This window comes from Bradyrhizobium sp. AZCC 1678 (genome assembly GCF_036924765.1).
Lineage (GTDB): Bacteria > Pseudomonadota > Alphaproteobacteria > Rhizobiales > Xanthobacteraceae > Bradyrhizobium > Bradyrhizobium algeriense.
Window position 1 is genome coordinate 7,274,006 of record NZ_JAZHSE010000001.1, and the last position, 18,682, is coordinate 7,292,687.

17 protein-coding genes are annotated in these 18,682 nt (G+C 63.8%); 8 read left to right on the forward strand and 9 right to left on the reverse strand.

Features of this window, described 5'->3' with window-relative positions; all coding sequences use genetic code 11:
* Positions 1–65 precede the first annotated feature (65 nt).
* The 3 genes from V1294_RS34605 to V1294_RS34615 all read left to right on the forward strand — a co-directional run bounded on the left by V1294_RS34605 (position 66) and on the right by V1294_RS34615 (position 3,380).
* Entirely contained in the window at positions 66–1,412 is a 1,347-nt protein-coding gene (locus V1294_RS34605; protein ID WP_334485009.1) for an ABC transporter substrate-binding protein, read from the forward strand.
* A 122-nt stretch (positions 1,413–1,534) separates the two neighbouring features.
* Positions 1,535–2,491: a carbohydrate ABC transporter permease gene (locus V1294_RS34610; protein ID WP_334503607.1), complete on the forward strand. Its 957-nt coding sequence runs from the start codon at positions 1,535–1,537 to the stop codon at positions 2,489–2,491.
* Positions 2,492–2,537: 46 nt separating this feature from the next.
* Positions 2,538–3,380: a carbohydrate ABC transporter permease gene (locus tag V1294_RS34615; protein ID WP_417021284.1), complete on the forward strand. Its 843-nt coding sequence runs from the start codon at positions 2,538–2,540 to the stop codon at positions 3,378–3,380.
* Positions 3,381–3,390: 10 nt separating this feature from the next.
* Here V1294_RS34615 and V1294_RS34620 read toward each other — a convergent pair whose 3' ends face one another.
* The 6 genes from V1294_RS34620 to V1294_RS34645 form a co-directional block, all read right to left on the reverse strand.
* Complete coding sequence (locus V1294_RS34620) at positions 3,391–4,218, reverse strand: energy transducer TonB (RefSeq protein WP_334485015.1); 828 nt, start codon at positions 4,216–4,218, stop codon at positions 3,391–3,393.
* Between the two features lie 4 nt (positions 4,219–4,222).
* Positions 4,223–4,663, reverse strand: coding sequence for a TonB system transport protein ExbD (gene exbD, locus V1294_RS34625; RefSeq protein WP_334503610.1), 441 nt, complete (start codon positions 4,661–4,663; stop codon positions 4,223–4,225).
* Between the two features lie 4 nt (positions 4,664–4,667).
* Positions 4,668–5,441: a tonB-system energizer ExbB gene (gene exbB / locus V1294_RS34630; RefSeq protein WP_442895474.1), complete on the reverse strand. Its 774-nt coding sequence runs from the start codon at positions 5,439–5,441 to the stop codon at positions 4,668–4,670.
* Between the two features lie 43 nt (positions 5,442–5,484).
* On the reverse strand, positions 5,485–6,000 hold the full coding sequence (gene hutX / locus V1294_RS34635) for a heme utilization cystosolic carrier protein HutX (RefSeq protein ID WP_334503612.1): 516 nt from the start codon (positions 5,998–6,000) through the stop codon (positions 5,485–5,487).
* 12 nt (positions 6,001–6,012) lie between these two features.
* The gene (locus tag V1294_RS34640; protein ID WP_334503614.1) at positions 6,013–6,348 is read right to left on the reverse strand and encodes an antibiotic biosynthesis monooxygenase family protein; all 336 of its coding nucleotides are present in this window, start codon (positions 6,346–6,348) and stop codon (positions 6,013–6,015) included.
* A gap of 136 nt (positions 6,349–6,484) precedes the next feature.
* The gene (locus tag V1294_RS34645) at positions 6,485–8,785 is read right to left on the reverse strand and encodes a TonB-dependent hemoglobin/transferrin/lactoferrin family receptor (protein ID WP_442895405.1); all 2,301 of its coding nucleotides are present in this window, start codon (positions 8,783–8,785) and stop codon (positions 6,485–6,487) included.
* Between the two features lie 319 nt (positions 8,786–9,104).
* Here V1294_RS34645 and V1294_RS34650 point away from each other — a divergent pair, with 319 nt between their 5' ends.
* The 5 genes from V1294_RS34650 (at position 9,105) to V1294_RS34670 (ending at position 13,738) form a co-directional block, all read left to right on the forward strand.
* Positions 9,105–9,311 carry a hemin uptake protein HemP gene (locus tag V1294_RS34650; protein WP_244608552.1) on the forward strand — a complete coding sequence of 69 codons (207 nt, stop codon included), beginning with the start codon at positions 9,105–9,107 and terminating at the stop codon, positions 9,309–9,311.
* A gap of 16 nt (positions 9,312–9,327) precedes the next feature.
* The gene (locus V1294_RS34655) at positions 9,328–10,281 is read left to right on the forward strand and encodes a heme/hemin ABC transporter substrate-binding protein (protein WP_334503618.1); all 954 of its coding nucleotides are present in this window, start codon (positions 9,328–9,330) and stop codon (positions 10,279–10,281) included.
* Between the two features lie 50 nt (positions 10,282–10,331).
* Entirely contained in the window at positions 10,332–11,375 is a 1,044-nt protein-coding gene (locus V1294_RS34660) for a FecCD family ABC transporter permease (protein ID WP_334503620.1), read from the forward strand.
* Complete coding sequence (locus V1294_RS34665) at positions 11,372–12,172, forward strand: heme ABC transporter ATP-binding protein (protein ID WP_334503622.1); 801 nt, start codon at positions 11,372–11,374, stop codon at positions 12,170–12,172. The genes V1294_RS34660 and V1294_RS34665 overlap by 4 nt, the downstream gene beginning before the upstream one ends.
* Before the next feature lie 213 nt (positions 12,173–12,385).
* On the forward strand, positions 12,386–13,738 hold the full coding sequence (locus V1294_RS34670; protein ID WP_334503624.1) for an esterase-like activity of phytase family protein: 1,353 nt from the start codon (positions 12,386–12,388) through the stop codon (positions 13,736–13,738).
* Positions 13,739–13,821: 83 nt separating this feature from the next.
* On the opposite strand, the gene V1294_RS34675 is transcribed toward V1294_RS34670, so the two are convergent.
* The 3 genes from V1294_RS34675 to V1294_RS34685 form a co-directional block, all read right to left on the reverse strand.
* Positions 13,822–15,507, reverse strand: a complete 1,686-nt coding sequence (locus tag V1294_RS34675; RefSeq protein ID WP_334503626.1) for a mucoidy inhibitor MuiA family protein — start codon at positions 15,505–15,507, stop codon at positions 13,822–13,824.
* Positions 15,508–15,687: 180 nt separating this feature from the next.
* On the reverse strand, positions 15,688–17,277 hold the full coding sequence (serA, locus tag V1294_RS34680; RefSeq protein WP_334503628.1) for a phosphoglycerate dehydrogenase: 1,590 nt from the start codon (positions 17,275–17,277) through the stop codon (positions 15,688–15,690).
* A 191-nt stretch (positions 17,278–17,468) separates the two neighbouring features.
* Positions 17,469–18,641 carry a phosphoserine transaminase gene (locus V1294_RS34685; protein ID WP_334504941.1) on the reverse strand — a complete coding sequence of 391 codons (1,173 nt, stop codon included), beginning with the start codon at positions 18,639–18,641 and terminating at the stop codon, positions 17,469–17,471.
* Positions 18,642–18,682 lie beyond the last annotated feature (41 nt).

The following is an 18,682-nucleotide window of genomic DNA, read 5'->3' on the forward strand; positions in this document are numbered from 1 at the left end:
ATGCCTAAATAAAACGACCGTTCACCGGCGGTTCAACGCCGGGAACCGAAACAGGGGAGAGAACCATGAAGAACGAGATCACGCGTCGCGATGCGCTGGCGCTGGGCGTCTCGGCTGCCGCGCTGGCTGCGACCGGCGCCTCGGCCCAGACCGCCTCCGTCATCAAGGCTGCCGACGTTCCGGCCCCGAAGTGGGCAATCGAAAAGGGCGCGTCTCTGCGCATGTTGCGGCCGGTGCGTTTCGTGCAGGCCGACGAGGACGTGTTCCGCGCCAATGCGAAGGCCTTCACCGACAAGACCGGCGTCGAGGTCAAGGTCGACTTTGTCGGCTGGGAGGACATCAACCAGCAGACCGCGGTGACGTCGAACTCCGGCGCCGGCCCCGATGTGATCATCGGCTTCTCCGACGCGCCGCACATCTATATCGACAAGCTGGTCGAACTGACCGACGTCGCCGATTACCTCGGCAAGCGCTACGGCGGCTGGCTGCCGCTGGCGCAGAAATACGGCAAGCGCAACAAGAGCGACGCCTGGATCGGATTGCCGTTCGGCGCCACCGCCGGCCCGCTGATCTACCGCAAGTCGGTGTTGCAATCGATCGGGTATGACAAGATCCCGGAAGACAGTGCCGGATTTGTGGACCTCTGCCAGAAGCTGCACAAGGCCGGCAAGCCGGCCGGCTTCGCGCTGGGCAATGCCAGGGGTGATGGCAACGGCTTTGCCAACTGGGCGCTGTGGTCGCACAACGCTTCCCTGCTCGATGAAGAGGGTAACATCGTCATCAACAGCAAGGAGACTATCGAAGCGCTGAAGTGGGTCAAAGCACTGTACCCGACTTTCATCGCCGGCACGCCGTCGTGGAACGACGTCAGCAACAACCGCGCCTACTCCTCGCAGGAAATTTCGCTGACCGCCAACGGCGTCTCGCTGTACTTCTCGCTGAAGAACGATCCGGCGACCAAGGCGATCGCCGAGGACAGCGAGCATCAGTTGTTGCCGAAGGGCGTCGCCAAGGTCTCGCCGATGGCGGGCCTGACGCTGAACGCGATGCTGTTCAAGCACAGCCAGTATCCCAATGCCGCAAAAGCATTCCTGCAATTCATGCTGGAAAAGGAACAATACGAGCCTTGGCTCAACGCCAACTCCGGCTACTGGTCGCAGCCGCTTTCCGCCTATGCCGACGCTGCGGTCTGGTCCGGCGATCCCAAGGTCTCGATCTTCAAGAACACCATGCAGAGCACTTACTACGACGGCTACAAGGGGCCGATCTCGACCGCAACAGGTGCGGTCGGTGCCGACTACGTGCTGATACAAATGTGCGCAGCGGTTGCGACCGGCGCCTCGACGCCGGAGGCCGCGGCCGCAGAGGCGGAGCAACGCTGCAAGCGATATTTCCGGCGCCAGACCCGGTAAAGGGAGCGTCATTGCGAGGAGCGAAGCGACGAAGCAATCCACTCTTTCTTTTCATGGAGACATGGATTGGTTCGCTTCGCTCGCAATGACGTTCTGACGTAGCTCCCATCGGGATATTGTTGATGTCTGTAACGACTCTACCATCACAACGCGCGACGCATCGGCAACCCGGCTGGATCGTGCGCCTGTTCGACTACAAGCCGTTCCTGATCGTGATGTGCCTTGCACCCGCGATCGGGCTGTTGACGGTGTTCCTCACCTACCCGCTGGGCCTTGGCGTCTGGCTCGCCTTCACCGATACCACGATCGGCCAGCGCGGCGTCTTTATCGGCCTGGAGAATTTCCAGTATCTGTGGACCGATCCCTTGTGGTGGGGCGCGGTGTTCTACAGCGTGTTCTACACGGCGATCGCAACCTTCGGGAAATTCGCGCTCGGCTTCTGGCTGGCGCTGCTGCTCAACAACCACTTCCCGCTCAAGAGCCTGCTGCGCGCCATCGTGCTGCTGCCGTGGATCGTGCCGACGGTGCTGTCGGCGCTGGCGTTCTGGTGGATCTACGATCCGCAATTCTCGATCATCTCCTATCTGCTGGTGGATGTACTGCACATCCGAACCACCAATATCGATTTCCTCGGGACACCGTGGCCGGCGCGGTTTTCGCTGATCGCGGCGAATATCTGGCGCGGCATCCCCTTTGTCGCGATCTCGCTGCTGGCGGGCCTGCAGACCATCTCGCCCTCGCTCTATGAGGCGGCGATGCTGGACGGCGCCAGCGCCTGGCAGCGCTTCCGTTACATCACCTTCCCGATGATGATGCCGATCCTCGCGATCGTGATGACGTTCTCGATCATCTTCACCTTCACCGACTTCCAGCTCGTTTACGCCATCACGCGCGGCGGGCCGGTCAACTCTACCCACCTGCTCGCGACGCTGGCGTTCCAGCGCGGCATCGCCGGCGGCGAACTCGGCGAGGGTGCGGCGATCGCGGTGTCGATGATCCCGTTCCTGGTTTTCGCGACATTGTTCAGCTACTTCGGCCTCGCGCGCCGCAAATGGCAGCAGGGAGAAGCCAATGACTGACGCAGTCACCCAATCGACCAATGTCGCCAGCGCCACGCCGGACACCATGGCGTGGGATTCCCGCGCGCGGCGGGTGATGATGATCTATCTGCCGCTGTCGTGCTTCGTGCTGATCCTGCTGTTCCCGTTCTACTGGATGGCGATCACGTCGTTCAAGCCGAACGCCGAGCTTCTGAACTACAAGGAGCACAATCCGTTCTGGATCTCCTCGCCGACGCTCGCCCATATCAAGCATCTGCTGTTCAACACCGCCTATCCGACCTGGCTCAAAACCACGATGTTGGTGGCGATCGGCTCCACGTTCCTGTCGCTGTTCGCCTCGACGCTCGCTGCCTACGCGATCGAGCGCCTGCGCTTCCGCGGCAGCCCCTACGTGGGGCTCGGCATCTATCTCGCCTATCTGGTGCCGCCCTCGATCCTGTTCATTCCGCTGGCCACCGTGATCGTGCAGTTCGGCCTGTTCGACTCGCCGATGGCGCTGATCCTGGTGTATCCGACGTTCCTGGTGCCGTTCTGCACCTGGTTGCTGATCGGCTATTTCAAGTCGATCCCGTATGAGCTGGAGGAATGCGCGCTGGTTGACGGCGCGACGCGCCTGCAGATCCTGCGGCGGATCACGCTGCCGCTCGCCGTGCCCGGCCTGATCTCGGCCGGCATCTTCTCCTTCACGCTGTCGTGGAACGAGTTCATCTACGCGCTGGCCTTCATCCAGAGCGGCGCCAACAAGACGGTGCCGGTCGCGATCCTGACCGAGCTCGTCACCGGCGACGTCTACCAGTGGGGCGCGCTGATGGCGGGCTCGCTGCTCGGATCGCTGCCGGTCGCGCTGTTTTATTCGCTGTTCGTGGATTACTACGTGTCGTCGCTGACCGGCGCGGTGAAGGAATAAGCGGTTCCTGCTATCTGGGGACGGTAAAAATTACTGGAATGTTGAAGCCTATCGAGCCCTGCGTAATTTCCGGCGGAAACGGCGGAAACGGCGAGGCTTGGCGAAGCATTGACATGGCCTGAGCGTCGAGCGCGGTGACACCAGATGATCCAGCAAGCCGGCCTCCAGCTACCTGCCCGCTGCGGCTGAGTGTGAAAGACAGTCTCGCTACGCCGGGCTGGCGGTTGGCCCCCGACGGGTACTGGTGGAAGCGCATCAGATGCGCACGGACGCGCTGATTATAGGTCGCGACCGCCAAGGCGGTTGCGCCCGCGCTGGCCGCGGAGGCGGCTTGTGCCTGACGTTCAACGCGCGGCGGCGCCGCAGTGCGCGGCGCAGGCGTCGAGTCGCTCGGCTTCTTCGCCTCGGGGCGGACGACTTTTGGTTTGACTGGCGTCGGCTTTGCTTCAGGGACGGGCTTGGCGGGCTCGGTCGCCGGCTTCAGTTCCACCTTCTGCTCGGGCGGCGCCACCACCTCCGGGTTCTCCTGCGGCGGAGTGGGCGCGATCTGCTCTTCGACCACCTCCTGCTGCTTGACCGGTTCGGGCGGCGAGGCGTCGGCCTGATCCATCAACTGATCCGGGGCGCGCTCCAGCGGCGTCGATTGCGGCGCCGCTGATACCGGCGCCATGTCCACCATGATCGCCGGCAGGGTGACTCCCGGCTCCGGCTGTGGTCGCATCCAGTTCATGCCGATCGCGATCAAGGCGGCATGGACGGCAAGGATCGCCACGGCCGACGCGCCCCAACGGCGCAATACGGCTTGGTCGGAAACATCATGAAGCGCGAAGGCGTTCACGGCACTAGCTTCTTCCGTCGAGGCCGACCAGCGCGATCTTGAGATAGCCGGCGTTGCGCAGGAGGTTCATCACCTCCATCAAATCGCCATAGCTGACGACCTTGTCGGCGCGCAAAAAAATGCGCTCGTTCTTGTCGCCCTTGGTGGCGGCGTCGAGAGTGGCGGTCAACGTATCGCGTGCGATCACGTCCTCGCCTACCGCTACCGACAGGTCCGGCTTGACAGTGACGAATACAGGCTTGTCGGGCCGTGGCGACGGCTCGACGGCGCTGGCGGGGAGATTGACGCCCAGATCGACGGTTGCGAGCGGGGCCGCGACCATAAAAATGATCAGGAGCACCAGCATCACGTCGATGAACGGCGTGACGTTGATCTCGTGATTCTCGACAAGGTCATCGCCGCCGCGCGATCGTCCGCCGAGTGCCTGACCGAGTTTCGCGCCCATTGCCTTACTCCGCAGCGCGCGCGAGCCGGAACGACCCGCGGTCGCCTTCGCGGCTGATCAGGAGCAGCACCATCGCCGAGGCATCGCCGAGCAGTGCGCGATGGGCTGCGATGGTGCGGGTGAGATGGTTGTAGATCACGACCGCCGGGATCGCCGCGACGAGGCCGAGCGCGGTCGCGAGCAGCGCTTCCGCGATGCCTGGCGCGACCACCGCGAGGTTGGTGGTCTTGGCTTCGGAAATGCCGATGAACGAATTCATGATGCCCCAGACCGTGCCGAACAGGCCGACGAACGGTGCGGTGGCGCCGATGGTGGCGAGCACGCCAGTGCCGCGCGCGATCTGTCGGGACATAGCGGCCTCGACCCGCTCCAGCCGCAGCGCCACCCGCTCCTTGAGTCCGTCGTCGAAATGACCGCCGGAAAGGCTGGCCTCGCGCGCCGCGGACTGGATGATCTGCGCCACGGCATCGCGGCCCTCGCGGGTTTCCTGTTCAGCCTTGGCCAGCACCGTGTCGGCTTCCAGCATGCTCAGCCGCCGCCGCGCCGTCGCCGTCTTGCGGCGGACCTCAATGGTCTTGGCTAGCCAGATTGTCCACGTCACCAGCGAGGCGAAGGCCAGGCCCGCCATGACAGCCTGCACTACCACGTCCGCATTCAGGAACATGTTCCAGGGTGAGAGGTTGCGCGGCAGCAACGCGATGTCGGTGGCGGCGAACGCCGCACTCGGGAAGGCGGCCACGCCGGCCGCGCTACACCAACGGATCATAACGTTCAGCATTGTTCGCTGCATGGCCACCTCCCGGACTGACAATGCGGATCGGCTACGCCGCGCGGGCGGTCGCGATCCTTTCGGCCAACGCATGAAAGCGTTGCAACTGGTCGGCGCGCAGCGCGCGCGTCTCGTCGCGGCCGACGAACACCTTGAACATGATGCCGCCGTCCACGTTGATGAACGCGATGAACGCCGACGACTTGCCCATGAAGGGCCGCTCGACAAAGGCGATTGCCGCACAGCGCTCGTAGCGAAGATGGCCGTGCAGGCCCTTCGGCTGCATCAGGTTGAAGTAGCCGCGGCCGACCTCGCCCGCCGGGATCGCGCCCGTGAACTCGAAGATCGCATCGTCGGTATGGACGATCAGCGTCACCTCGCCCCATTGCGCGACATCGTTCATGGCAGCGCCAAACTCGCCGCCGGCGCCGATGCGCACCATCGATTCAGGCATCGCCTCCAGGACGGCGCGCGGGCTCACTTTCCGCTCCCGCGCCACGTCCTCGATGACAGCGCCTGGGTTCTCCGCCATGTGGGCCTTGAGGCCGGCAAGGTCCGTGCTCGACATCGCACCCTCCCCTTACGCGGCGGCGCTGGACTTACGCTCGCTCAGGATCACGTCGAATCCCTCGAACTTGGGATGGCCGAGATAGAGGCTTTCGCCGGTCTTGTTGTCGGCGCGGGCGTGGGCCCGGCGGAACTCGTCTGATTTGGTCCAGGCTTCGAAGGCAGCCTTGTCGGCCCAGACCGTATGCGAGGAATACAGTGTGTGATCCTCGGCGACGGGTCCCTTCAGCAGATGAAACTCGACGAAGCCGGCCATGCTGCTGAGGTAGGATTCGCGCGTGCGCCAGACATTTTCGAAGGCCGCTTCAGAGCCAATCTTTACCTGGAACCGGTTCATCGCGATAAACATTTCAAAATCTCCTTGCTGGGGTGCTGGGGTGCGCCTGGCGTACCGTTTGAGTTGGTTGGAAACATGGACGCGCCGCAGCCGCGCTGGAGCATCAGCGCGGCCCGGTGCAACTTGATCGCGTTGTCAGCTCGTCGAACTAAACTCCGCCAAAGTGAATCTTCAATCCGGCCTTATAGACCCTGCCCGGTCCGGGGCTCGACCACAACACGTCGTTCTGCGAGGTGCCGTCGGTGGAACTGCCGGGGATCGCATAGGGCCGGTAGTACTGGTTCAACAAATTGTCGATCGATGCCGAGAAGACAATGTCCTTGGTCGCGTTCCAGGTCAGGTACAGATTGACCAGTTCATAGCCGGTTGCGGGCAGATAGCCCGCCGGCACGTCGTTGTTGGGGCCGAACGAGGACCATTGCGCCGCCAGGATCAGCCTGCGGTCGAGCAGCCGCACGCCGCCGGTCGTGGTGATCTTGCGCGGCGTGATGGTTGCAAGGCCAATATTGGTCGCGACGTTCTTGCCGCGCATCAAGTGGCCGGCGACGCCGACATACCACGGGCCGGCATCATACAGCGTCTCCACCTCTATGCCTTCGATCCGGGCCTGTGTGATGTTCTGGTACTGATAGAACTGGCTGAAAAGTCCCGGGGTAGCGAAGAGGATGGGCGGCCGCGGCGTCGATCCAACGAGATCGATGTAATCAGAGACATCGTTGCGGAACACGTTGATCTTGCCACGGAAGCTATCACCGGCGTTGAAGATGTTGTCATACTTCAGGTTGATGCCGACTTCCTTGTTCTTGCCGACCTCCGGCCGCAGGTTCGGATTCGGCAGGAAGCAGAACAATCCGACCGTACCACCCGGGCAGGGGAAGAACGGAGGGCCGCCGCCGGTCGCGTGTTCGCCGGCAATCAGCGTTTCCGTGATCGAGGGCGCACGATAGCCTTCGGCATAGCTGACATAGGGCGTGAAGCCCGCCACCGGCGTCACACCGATGGTGATCTTCGGTGAGAAGCGGTCGCCGCCGCCACCGGTCGCCACCGTCGGCGAATGAAGGTCGTAGCGGTCGTAGCGGATGGCGCTGACGGCCTCGAACCAGGTCGAATAGTTCTGCTTCAACTGCGCGAATCCGCCAGACACGGTGCGCAGGCCGCCGGGTGTGGTAATGTTGGAATTGCCGCGGCTGTCGGAGGTTCTCACGTCATCCTGAAATGCATCGACCCCGATCGTGACCGCGTTGCGCCAGTCGCCGACATTGAACCGCGTCGTATTGTAGACGTCGATCCCGAGCGTATCGAGCACGTAGCCTCGCTTGTCACCCACGCAGCCGGAAACGTTGTTGCCGAAGCCGCCGCCGCAATAGGTCGAGGGCGTCGTGCTGAGGTGGGCGGTCTTGATCTGGTCATTGTCGGTGCGGTTACCGTAGAGCGACATATTCCAGTCCCAGAGATTGTCATCCGGCTTGCTGTATTTCCAGGTGACTGTCCCCGTGTAGTTCTTGGCATCGGACGCATAGACCGACGATCCCTGGTTCAGCGCGCGCAGTGCAGCGGTCGTCGTCGGCCCGCGATTGAACTGGCCGATGCTGTACTGATAATCCTGGAATATGGCGCCGAACTTGATCTCATGGCCATCGGCGGGGCGCACGGTCAGCTTCATCAGGCCGGCCGCGATCTCGTTGCCGGTATTGCCGATCTCGGTGCCGTTGCCGTCCTTGTAGTTGCCCTGCGTGCGGTAGACCGCGCCGCCGAAAACATCGACATTGGGATCGGCGCGGACGCCGCCGAAGATCGATCCGAGGCCGCGAGCACTGTTGGTGCCGCCGGAGCCGGTCATGTCGACGCCCCAGCGCTCGCCGGGGCGCACCACGTCATCGATGTCCTTGGTGCGGAACGAGACCACGCCGCCGATCGCGCCGGAGCCGTAGATGTTCGCGGTCGGGCCGCGCACCACATCGACGCTGCCGACTAGCTCGGGATCGAGAAAAAACGAGCCGTTGGCGTTGTGGCCGGTGCGCTGGTAGTTCTGCCGCGCGCCGTCGACGACGACCGCGACGCGGCCGAAATCCTGCAGGCCGCGGATGTTGATGACGGTCGAGGGATCGTCGCCGCGCTCCTGGACCGACACGCCAGGTATTTGGTAGAGGATGCCGGACAGCCGGTTCGGCTGCAGGCCCTGGATCTGCTCCAGCGTGACCACGCTGACCGGCGCCAGCGCGTCGATGGCGCGCTCCTCGGTCTTCGACGCCGCCACCGTGATCGCATCGAGCGACTGCACCGGCACGGCGCCGATCTGCGCCCGCGCGTTCATGACCGGCGCCGGCGCCTGCGTATCCTGCTGCGGCTTGGCTTGCTGGCGCTTGGCCTGCTTCTGTTTCTTCTGCTCGGGAGAGCGCGTGACGGCCTCCGCTTCGAGCGCCTGCGTGAACGCTGCGCTCGACGACATCAATGCGAACGAAAATGCCGACGCGCCCAAAACCAAGGCGCGCGAATGCCTGACCCCGAAAGCCATACTGCCCCAACCTGTTGTTTCTCTTGGGTTTGGCTGGCGGGCGCCGCGGTGATGCGCGGCTGCTTGCTGGCTAACGATTTTCGCGACCGGGCACCCCCGCTCGTATCGCGTTGATCTTGGTTACGCCGCGTTGCGGAACTGGTCAATGACGGCACGGCGCACTTTATATCGATTGTAAAGTGCAGCAGTTGGATTGCGCGTCGATCAAATTATACAAGCAGCTAGTCGGGAACATTGGGACACCACAGCAATTATGGCGGCACCTTCAGGAGACAATGTCGGAGGCGCCGGAAAACATGCCGAAAATCCGCCGTCTGCGAGACGCCTTCTCACCATGAACGGCAGCCGGATCGACAGCCGCGAGCTGTTCGCGACCGAGCGCGAAATCATCATCGCGCACGGCGAGGACAATTATCGCCTGCGGCTGACGTCGCAGAACAAGCTGATCCTGACCAAGTGAACCAGGTGAACCGGCAATGACATTATGTCGCATGCTCGCACTGTCGGCCGCCGCGGGCTGCTTCCTGCTCGGCAACGTCGCGCTCGCCGCAGGCATTACGGTGCATGATGCCCGCAACCGCGACGTCACGATCTCAGATCCCGCGCGGATCGTCTCGATCGGCGGCGCGATCACCGAAATCCTCTACGCGCTGGGCTTCGAGGACCGCCTCACCGGCGTGGACTCCACCAGCTTCTATCCGCCCGCGGCGCTGCGCGACAAACCGAATGTCGGCTACATGCGGCAGCTTTCGGCCGAGGGCGTGCTCGGGCTCAATCCCTCGCTGGTGCTCGCGGTACAGGGGTCCGGGCCGAAGGAAACCATGGACGTGCTGGAGGCGGCCAACGTGCCGCTGGTGCTGGTGCCCGAAACCTTTTCCGAACAGGGCCTGATCGACAAGATCAAGCTGGTCGGCCACGCGATGGGTGCGGACAAGCGGGCCGAATGCCTGACGGAAGTCGTCACCGGCGATCTTTCGCAATTGCGCGAGCTGCGCGCCAAGGTGACCAAGCCGGTGCGCGTGATGTTCGTGATGTCACTGCTGAACGGCCGGGCGATGGCCGCGGGCCAGAAGACCGCCGCCAACGAAATCATCGCGATGGCCGGCGCCGTCAACGCGATTGATGGCTATGACGGCTACAAGATCATCAATGACGAGGCGATCGTGGCTGCAAAGCCCGACGTGGTACTGTCGATCCAGCGCGGCAAGGACTCGGTGGACGCCGAAGCCGTATACGTCCATCCCGCCTTTGCGCTGACCCCCGTCGCGGCCAACAAGAGCTTCATCTCCATGGAAGGCCTCTATCTGCTCGGCTTCGGGCCGCGCACGGCGGCAGCCGCACGCGATCTCTCGATCAAGCTGTATCCGGCGCTGGCGCCGCAGGCCGAGAAATTCAAGCCGGCGGCACTCTCCGCAAACTGCCGGCAGTGACGGCGCTATCCGACAGCACGGAACGGGCGAAGCGCCGCAGCGGATACGCGTTGCGCCCTCCTGCTTCGCTGACCCTCCTCTGTCTGTTGGCGGCACTTGCCGGTGCGGCGCTGGTCGCACTCACCATGGGCGCCGCCGGCATTCCGCTGGCGCGGCTGCCGGCCGCGCTCGGGCTGTGGGCTGACGCCGTCCCCGGTCCAACGCTCGCGCGCGACCAACTCGTGCTGTGGTCGATCCGGATTCCGAGGATTGCTGCGGCGGCGATGGTGGGCGCTCTGCTCGCGGCATCCGGCGCGATCATGCAGGGGCTGTTTCGCAATCCTCTGGCCGATCCTGCCCTCGTCGGCGTTTCCTCCGGCGGCGCGTTCGCGGCCGCCGCGGCGATCGTATTCACCGACAGCCGGTTCGGCCAGAGCCTCCACTTTATGCAGAATCAATTGTTGCCGCTCGCAGCCTTTATCGGTTCGCTGGCAACGACGATCATCCTCTACTCCATCGCCAGCCGCTCGGGACGGACGTCGATTGCGATCTTTCTGCTGGCGGGAATTGCGATTGCCGCCATCGCCAATGCCGGCGTCGGGTTACTCGTGTTCATCGCCGACGATCGCCAGTTGCGCGACATCACGTTCTGGATGCTGGGCTCGCTGAGCGGCGCAACCTGGCCCAAGCTCGCCACGCTGGCGCCGGTGCTGGGGCTCGCCTTGATCGCCTGCGTCTCGATCGCGCGCGGGCTCGATGTGCTGGTATTGGGCGAGGCCGAGGCGTTTCACAGCGGCGTCGATGTCGAACGCTTGAAGCGGATTTCGATCGTGCTGGTGTCGGCAATGACGGGCGTTGCGGTCTCGGTCTGCGGCGTCGTCGGCTTTGTCGGCATCGTGGTGCCGCATCTTTTGCGGCTGTTAATTGGCCCAGCGCACCGGCTGCTGCTGCCGGCCTCGATGCTATTCGGTGCGGTGCTGCTGGTGGGCGCCGATGCGCTAGCCCGCACCATCGTGGCGCCCGCGGAAATGCCGATCGGCATCCTGACGGCGGCGATCGGTGCGCCGTTCTTCTTAGGCATGCTGTTGCGCCAGCGCGGGCTGGTTTCGCTATGACCGCGATTCTCGAAGCGCAATCGATCTCGATGGTGGTCGGGGGCGCCACGCTGGTCGACGGCATCGATCTGAAAATTGCAGCCGGCGAGATGGTCGCGATCGTTGGCCCCAACGGCGCCGGCAAATCGACCCTGCTGCGGATGCTGTCCGGCGATCTCCGCCCGACGCGCGGGCAGATCAAATTGAAGCAGCGCGAGATCCATCTCTATCCACCGCGACAGCTCGCTTATCACCGCACGATGCTGTCGCAGCATGTCAACGTCACCTTCCCGTTCACGGTCGAGGAGATCGTCCATATGGGCGCAGGCGACACCGGCCGCGCCGCCGCGCAACGGCTGGTCGATGCCGCTCTCGACGAGGTCGGACTCACGCATTTCAGTCACCGGCAATTGCCGACGCTCTCCGGCGGCGAGCAGCAACGCGCGCATTTTGCCCGCGTTCTGGTGCAGCTCGCCTGCGGCGAACAACAGCACGGCCCCGGCCTGCTGCTGCTGGACGAGCCGACCTCCAGCCTCGACATGCGCCACCAGATCGATCTGGTGGAGACGGCAAGAGGGCGCGCTCAGAATGGCACGGCTGTCATCGCCGTGCTGCACGACCTCAATCTGGCGATGCGTTTCGCCGACCGGATCGTGCTGCTGCATCGCGGCAAGCTCGCCGTCGACGGCGGCCGCACTGACGCGATCACGGCCGAGACCATCCGCCGGATTTTTGAGGTAGACGTCACGATCGACTACACCGATCAGGGCGTGCCGTTCCTGCTGCCGCAAACCATGCGGCCCGCAGGCCCGCCCTAGAGCCCGGTTCTGATTGAATCAGAACCGGCTCTAGGTTTTTGTTTTGACGCGTTTTCTTGACGCGAACCGGGGCCCGCTTCGCTGGAAAACGCTGTGACGGCATAACGCCGCAAGGCTTATCCAACGGCGTTACAGGTTCTTCACAGAACTGTCAGCCAACTGTAACAGCCGCTCCGCAAGACACAGCGCGCCATCATTCACAGGAGGTCCGCCATGCGCGTGTCATTGCTCTGCTCCGTCGCGTCGATATTTCTGGCCAGCGCCGCCTTCGCCCAAGGCGAAGGGGAGTTTCCCGCCACGCTGAAGGGCCACGCCGTGCTGCCGGCGCAGAGCTTCATCGATGCGCCCACGGACGCGCCTGACGATCTCAAAACCACCGGCAAATACACCACCGGCAAGCGCGTCGACACCGTCGGCAGCGTGATGGGCAAATCCTACGAGCGGCCGACCGGCGTATCGCTGCCGTTCAAGGGCCAGCCGCTGCAGGGCCATTCCGGCATCAAGGTGATGCCGGACGGTTCGTTCTGGGTGCTCACCGACAACGGCATGGGCTCGCGCTACAACTCGGCCGACTCGATGCTCTATCTCAACCGCCACAAGATCGACTGGGCGACCGGCAAGATCGAGCGGCAGGAAACCATCTTCCTGCACGATCCCGACAGGAAGGTGCCGTTCCGCATCCTGCATGAGGACACCGCAAAACGTTATTTCACCGGCGCCGACTTCGACACCGAAGGCTTTCAGATCATCGGCGACACTTTCTGGATCGGCGACGAGTTCGGGCCGTATGTGCTGAAGGCCGACAGGATGGGCAAGATCCTGGCCGTGTTCGACACCATGGCTGACGGCAAGCCGGTGCGCTCGCCCGACCATTGGTCGGTGCAGTCGCCGGGCGCACCCGGCGCGAGCTACACCACGGTCAATCTGCGCCGCTCCAAGGGCTATGAAGGTTTTGCCGCGTCGAAGGACGGCAAGTTCCTCTACGGCCTGCTGGAAGGCCCGCTGTGGGATACCGAGAAGAAGGATTTTGAAAAGGTCGACGGCAAGGAAGCCTCGCGGATTCTCGAATTCGACGTTGCCGCCGGAAAATTTACCGGCCGCTACTGGCACTATGCGTTCGAGCAGAACGGCAACGCCATCGGCGACTTCAACATGATCGACGCGTCAAGCGGCCTGATCATCGAGCGCGACAACGGCGAAGGCACCGCGGACAAGGCCTGCCCGCAGGGTCAACGCGGCGAAAACTGTTTCCCCGACCTCGCCAAATTCAAGCGCGTCTACAAGGTAGAATTCTCCGACGCCAATGTCGGCAAGCCGGTGCGCAAGATCGCCTATATCGACCTGATGAAGATCAAGGATCCCGACAAGAAGGCGCGCAAGCCGCTCAACGACGCCGTCTTGACGTTCCCGTTCTTCACCATCGAGAACGTCGACCGCGTCGACGACACCCATATCATCGTCGGCAACGACAACAATTTGCCGTTCTCGTCGAGCCGCGATCCGAATAAGGCCGACGACAATGAGTTCGTGCTGTTGGAAGTGGGTGAGTTCCTGAAGGCGAAGTGACGCTGCCCCTTCTCCCTCTCCCCGTGAAGAACGGGGAGAGGGAGAAGTCCGTGGCGAGCACTGCCGCATAAGCACAGAGCGCCCTACCCCGCCGGCACCATCACCACGCCCTTGTCCTTCGGCCAGCGTATCCGCCAGGCGAAGTTGATGTCCCTGACCTCGCCCGCCTTCGCCTCAAAAGCCCATTCCAGCACACCGCGCCTGTCGCGGATGTTGCTCGCGGTCGGCGCTGTCGTCGACGGCAACATCTCGACCACGATGTCCTCGTTCTCGCTGACCGGCAACTGATCCTCGATCGCGATCCGGATCGGGAAATCATGGCCGTTGCGCACATTGGTCTTGAACGCGCGTTCATCGGTCTTCGACGTCGTCACGATCAGGCCGGCCGAGCCCTCGTTGCGTTTGACGACGGTGCGCTCGATCTTGATCTTGTCGTCGGCGCCAAACCCGAGCCGAACGGTTTCATCCTTGCTGGCGGCGGCCATCAGCCCGCGGCCGACGAAGACACCGTCGCGATAGATCGAAACCCGGCCGGGCAGCAATGGCGCGTCCTCGGTCTGCTTGAAACTTGCTTCCAGGAACGCGGTCGGATCCAGCACCGGCGCCGCGCGCACGGCGAGATCGGGCGCGATGGTCGCGGTGGAGACGCGCAGGCTCTTGGCGCCTTCGCTGGCGCCGAGGCTGACGCGACCGGGAATCTTGAACACCACCTGGAAGCCGCTGACGTCAGCCGCGGCCTGTTGCTCGGCCGCCTTCTCCATCACCGGCTCCTCGGCTTTCCCCCCGCTAGCGCGGAACTGCCTCGACCTCTCCGGAGCTGGCGCAGCCAAGTTCATCGCAGTATCCGATACGGAGCCCGCGGCCACCGGGCGCGGTACTTGCGGGTATTGAACGACGAGCGACTTCAGGTCGGGCACGTTGCCGCCGCGCGCGGTGCGCACGGTCGAGACGCTGAGCGCGACATTGGACCAATCCTCGCCGGTGTTTTGGGTGATTTCGGCGCGGCGCACCAGTTCGAGCGCAGGCTTGCGGTCCTTGGCGCCGGTGTCGAGACGGGCGTCGTAGAGCGGCGTCCAGCGCGCGTTGCGCACGGCATAAGTCACGCGCAGCGTCGCTTTCGTCGCGGCGGCTGCCGCGAGCTCGATCCGGACTTCCAGTCTGCTCGGCGGCTTCTGCGCCCGGTCCTGCTCGAGACGCGCGATTTCGCGGTCGAGCTCGCGCTGCTTGCGCCCGGCGTCGCGGATCGCGGCGTCGGCGCTGGCGATTTCATCGCCGACCGCGGCAAAGGCCGCGCGCCATTCGGAAATCGGCCGCGCCTCACCCTTGTCGCCGATGCCGGTCGGAGAGGTATCCGCAAATCGCTCGGCGAATTTGCGCCGCGCGGTCGCGGCATCGATCGCGCCTTGCAAGTTGGCGCGCTCGTCCTTCAGCGCCTCGATGCGCTTGTCGAGTTCGGGCAGGTTGACCGGCGGCGCCGCGCGCGGCGGTTTTGCGTCGATCGCGCCGATCGTGAGTTTTGCGCCGGCTTCGCCCTCGACCCTGAGCGATGACGGATCCAGCGCGAGCGGAAAATCCTTGAGAACGGCGAAATTCTCGCCCGCCGGCAGATCGAGCGAGATAATCCGCGTGACGCTGGCGCCATCGGGATAGACGGTGACGGCATCGACCGCCGAACTGGCGGCCAACTCAGCCGCCCGCACCTCACCCGCGCCGAGCGCCGTGAGCAAGACGAGGCTCGTCGTAGAAAAAACGTTCGCAATCAATCGCATGGATACCCTCCTGAACCGTTCGCCGGATGGCGACGCGCAACAACGCCCACCACCACTCCCGGTCATGAGACGCAGCGAGGGAGAAACTGGTTCGATCGAGATTTCCATGTGGCTTCGCCGCGGCGGGACCGCGGCGAAGGATAAGCAATCCCCTCACCGAAGGGAAAGAGCGATGCGCGGTTAGAACACCAGCGCCTTGGCCTGCTTCACCTGGGGCAAGGCTTGCACCTTGCTCAGCACGTCCGCCGGGACCGGCCCGTCGATCTCGACCAGCGCGATGGCGTCGCCGCCCTGCTTGGTGCGGCCGAGATGGAAGGTCGCGATGTTGATCTGGGCCGCGCCGAGCAGGCCGGCGAAGCTGCCGATGAAGCCCGGCTTATCCTCGTTCGTAACGTAGATCATCGACTTGCCGAACTCGGCATCGACCCGGATACCCTTGATGTCGACCAGCCGCGGCTTGCCGTCGTGATAGACGGTGCCGGACACCGAGCGTTCCTGCCGCTCGGTGGTGACGGTGACCGTGATCAGGCTTTCATAGTCGCTCTGTGCCGCGCGCACGATTTCGTCGACCACCATGCCACGCTCCTTCGCGACGACCGGCGCGGAGACCACGTTGACGTCGCCCAGCATCGGCCGCAGCAGGCCCGACAGCACCGCCGAGGTGATCGCCTTGATCTTCATCTCGGCGACATGTCCCTCATAGGTGATCTGGACTTTCAAAATTCCGCTCTCGGTGAGCTGGCCCGCGAACGAGCCGAGCTTTTCGGCGAGCTCGATGAACGGTTTCAGCTTCGGCGCTTCTTCGGCCGTGATCGAGGGGAAGTTCACCGCGTTCGAGATCGCGCCGGTCAAGAGATAATCCGACATCTGCTCGGCAACCTGCAGCGCCACGTTCTCCTGCGCTTCCGTGGTGGAAGCGCCGAGATGCGGCGTGCAGATCACGTTGGGATGGCCGAACAACACGTTCTTGGTGGCGGGCTCCTCGACGAACACGTCGAAGGCGGCGCCTGCGACATGCTTGGAATTCAGCGCGTCGAGCAGCGCCTGCTCGTCGACCAGGCCGCCGCGCGCGCAGTTGATGATGCGCACGCCCTTCTTCATCTTGGCGATCGCCGCCGCGTCGATGATGTTCCTGGTCTTCTCGGTCAGCGGCGTGTGCAGCGTGATGAAATCGGCGCGCTTGAGCAGTTCGTCGAGCTCGACCTTCTCGACGCCAATGTCCTTGGCGCGCTCCGGCGACAGGAACGGGTCGAACGCGATCACCTTCATGCGCAGGCCAAGCGCGCGGTCGGCGGCGATCGTGCCGATATTGCCGCAGCCGATCACGCCCAGCGTCTTGCCGGTGATCTCGACGCCCATGAAGCGGTTCTTCTCCCACTTGCCGGCCTGCGTCGAGGCGTCGGCCTGCGGAATTTCACGCGCCAGCGCCAGCATCAGCGTGATCGCATGCTCGGCGGTCGTGATCGAATTGCCGAACGGCGTGTTCATCACGATGATGCCCTTGGCGGTCGCCGCCGGTATCTCGACATTGTCGACGCCGATGCCGGCGCGGCCGATCACCTTCAGCTTCTTTGCTTTCTCGATGATCTTGGCGGTCGCTTTCGTCGCGGAGCGGATCGCAAGGCCGTCGTAGTCGCCGATGATCTCGGCGAGCTTGTCCTTGTCCTTGCCGAGATTGGGCTGGAAGTCGACCTCGACGCCGCGGTCTTTGAAGATCTGCACGGCAGCGGGAGACAGCGCGTCGGAAATGAGAACTTTGGGTTTGGACATTGGTGTAATCCTTCACACCCTCCCCTGGAGGGGGAGGGTCGGCGCGAAGCGCCGGGGTGGGGTGAAACTGTCGCTGCGAACTCTGCGTGCGTCGGGTGTGGAGAGATCACTCCACCCCGACGCACCCTTCGGGTACGTCGACCCACGAGCGAGCTTTGCTCGTCTCGGCCCCCTCGAGGGGAGGGTGACGATCAAGCCGCCTTCGGCAGCGCTGCCCTGGTCTCGGCGAACGCCCAATCGATCCATTGCGTCAGCAGCGCGACGTCGGAGGCTTCCACGGTGGCGCCGCACCAGATCCGCAGGCCCGCCGGCGCATCGCGGTAATAGGCGAAGTCGTAACCGGCGGCTTCCTTCTCCACCAGCGCAACCAGCTTCTTGGAAAACTCCGCCTGCGCGTCCGCGTTGAGCGAGGTGATCGCAGGATCCGTGAACTTCAGGCACACCGAGGTGTTAGAGCGGATCGACGGCTCCTTCGCCAAGAAATCGATCCACGGCGTCTTCGCCTTCCAGTCGGCCAGCACCTTGGTGTTGGCGTCGGCGCGCGCGATCAGCGCCTTGAGGCCGCCGATCGATTTCGCCCAGTTCAGCGCATCGAGATAATCCTCGACGCACAGCATCGATGGCGTGTTGATGGTTTCGCCCTCGAAGATGCCCTGGTTGAGTTTGCCGCCCTTGGTCAGGCGGAAAATCTTCGGTAGCGGCCAGGCCGGCTTGTAGGTCTCGAGCCGCTCCACCGCGCGTGGCGAAAGGATCAGCATGCCGTGCGCGGCCTCGCCGCCCAGCGCCTTCTGCCAGGAGAACGTCACCACATCGAGCTTTGCGAAATCGAGCGGCTGCGCGAAAGCAGCCGACGTCGCGTCGCAGATCGTGAGGCCTTCGCGGGTCGCGCTGATCCAGTCGGCGTTGGGCACGCGCACGCCGGACGTCGTGCCATTCCAGGTGAAGACGATGTCGGACGCCGGATCGGCCTTGGAAAGATCGGGAAGGTCGCCATAGCCGGCATGCAGCTTGGTGACGTCCTTCAGCTTCAATTCCTTGACGATGTCGCTGACCCAGCCCTCGCCGAAGGATTCCCAGGCGATGGTAGTGACGGGCCGCGCGCCGAGCAGCGACCACAGCGCCATTTCGACCGCGCCGGTATCGGACGCCGGCACGATGCCGATCTTGTAATCGGCCGGCACTTCAAGCACTTCGCGTGTCAGTTCGATCGCGAGCTTGAGTTTTGCCTTGCCGACCTTCGCGCGATGCGAGCGGCCGAGGGCTGCGTCCTTGAGATTTTGGGGGTTCCAGCCGGGGCGCTTGGCGCAGGGGCCGGAGGAAAAATGCGGCACGTTGGGCCGCGAAGCGGGCTTCGCTACGGTCATCATCTATCCTTCCAGATAGTAAGCCTCCCGTTGGGGGGAGG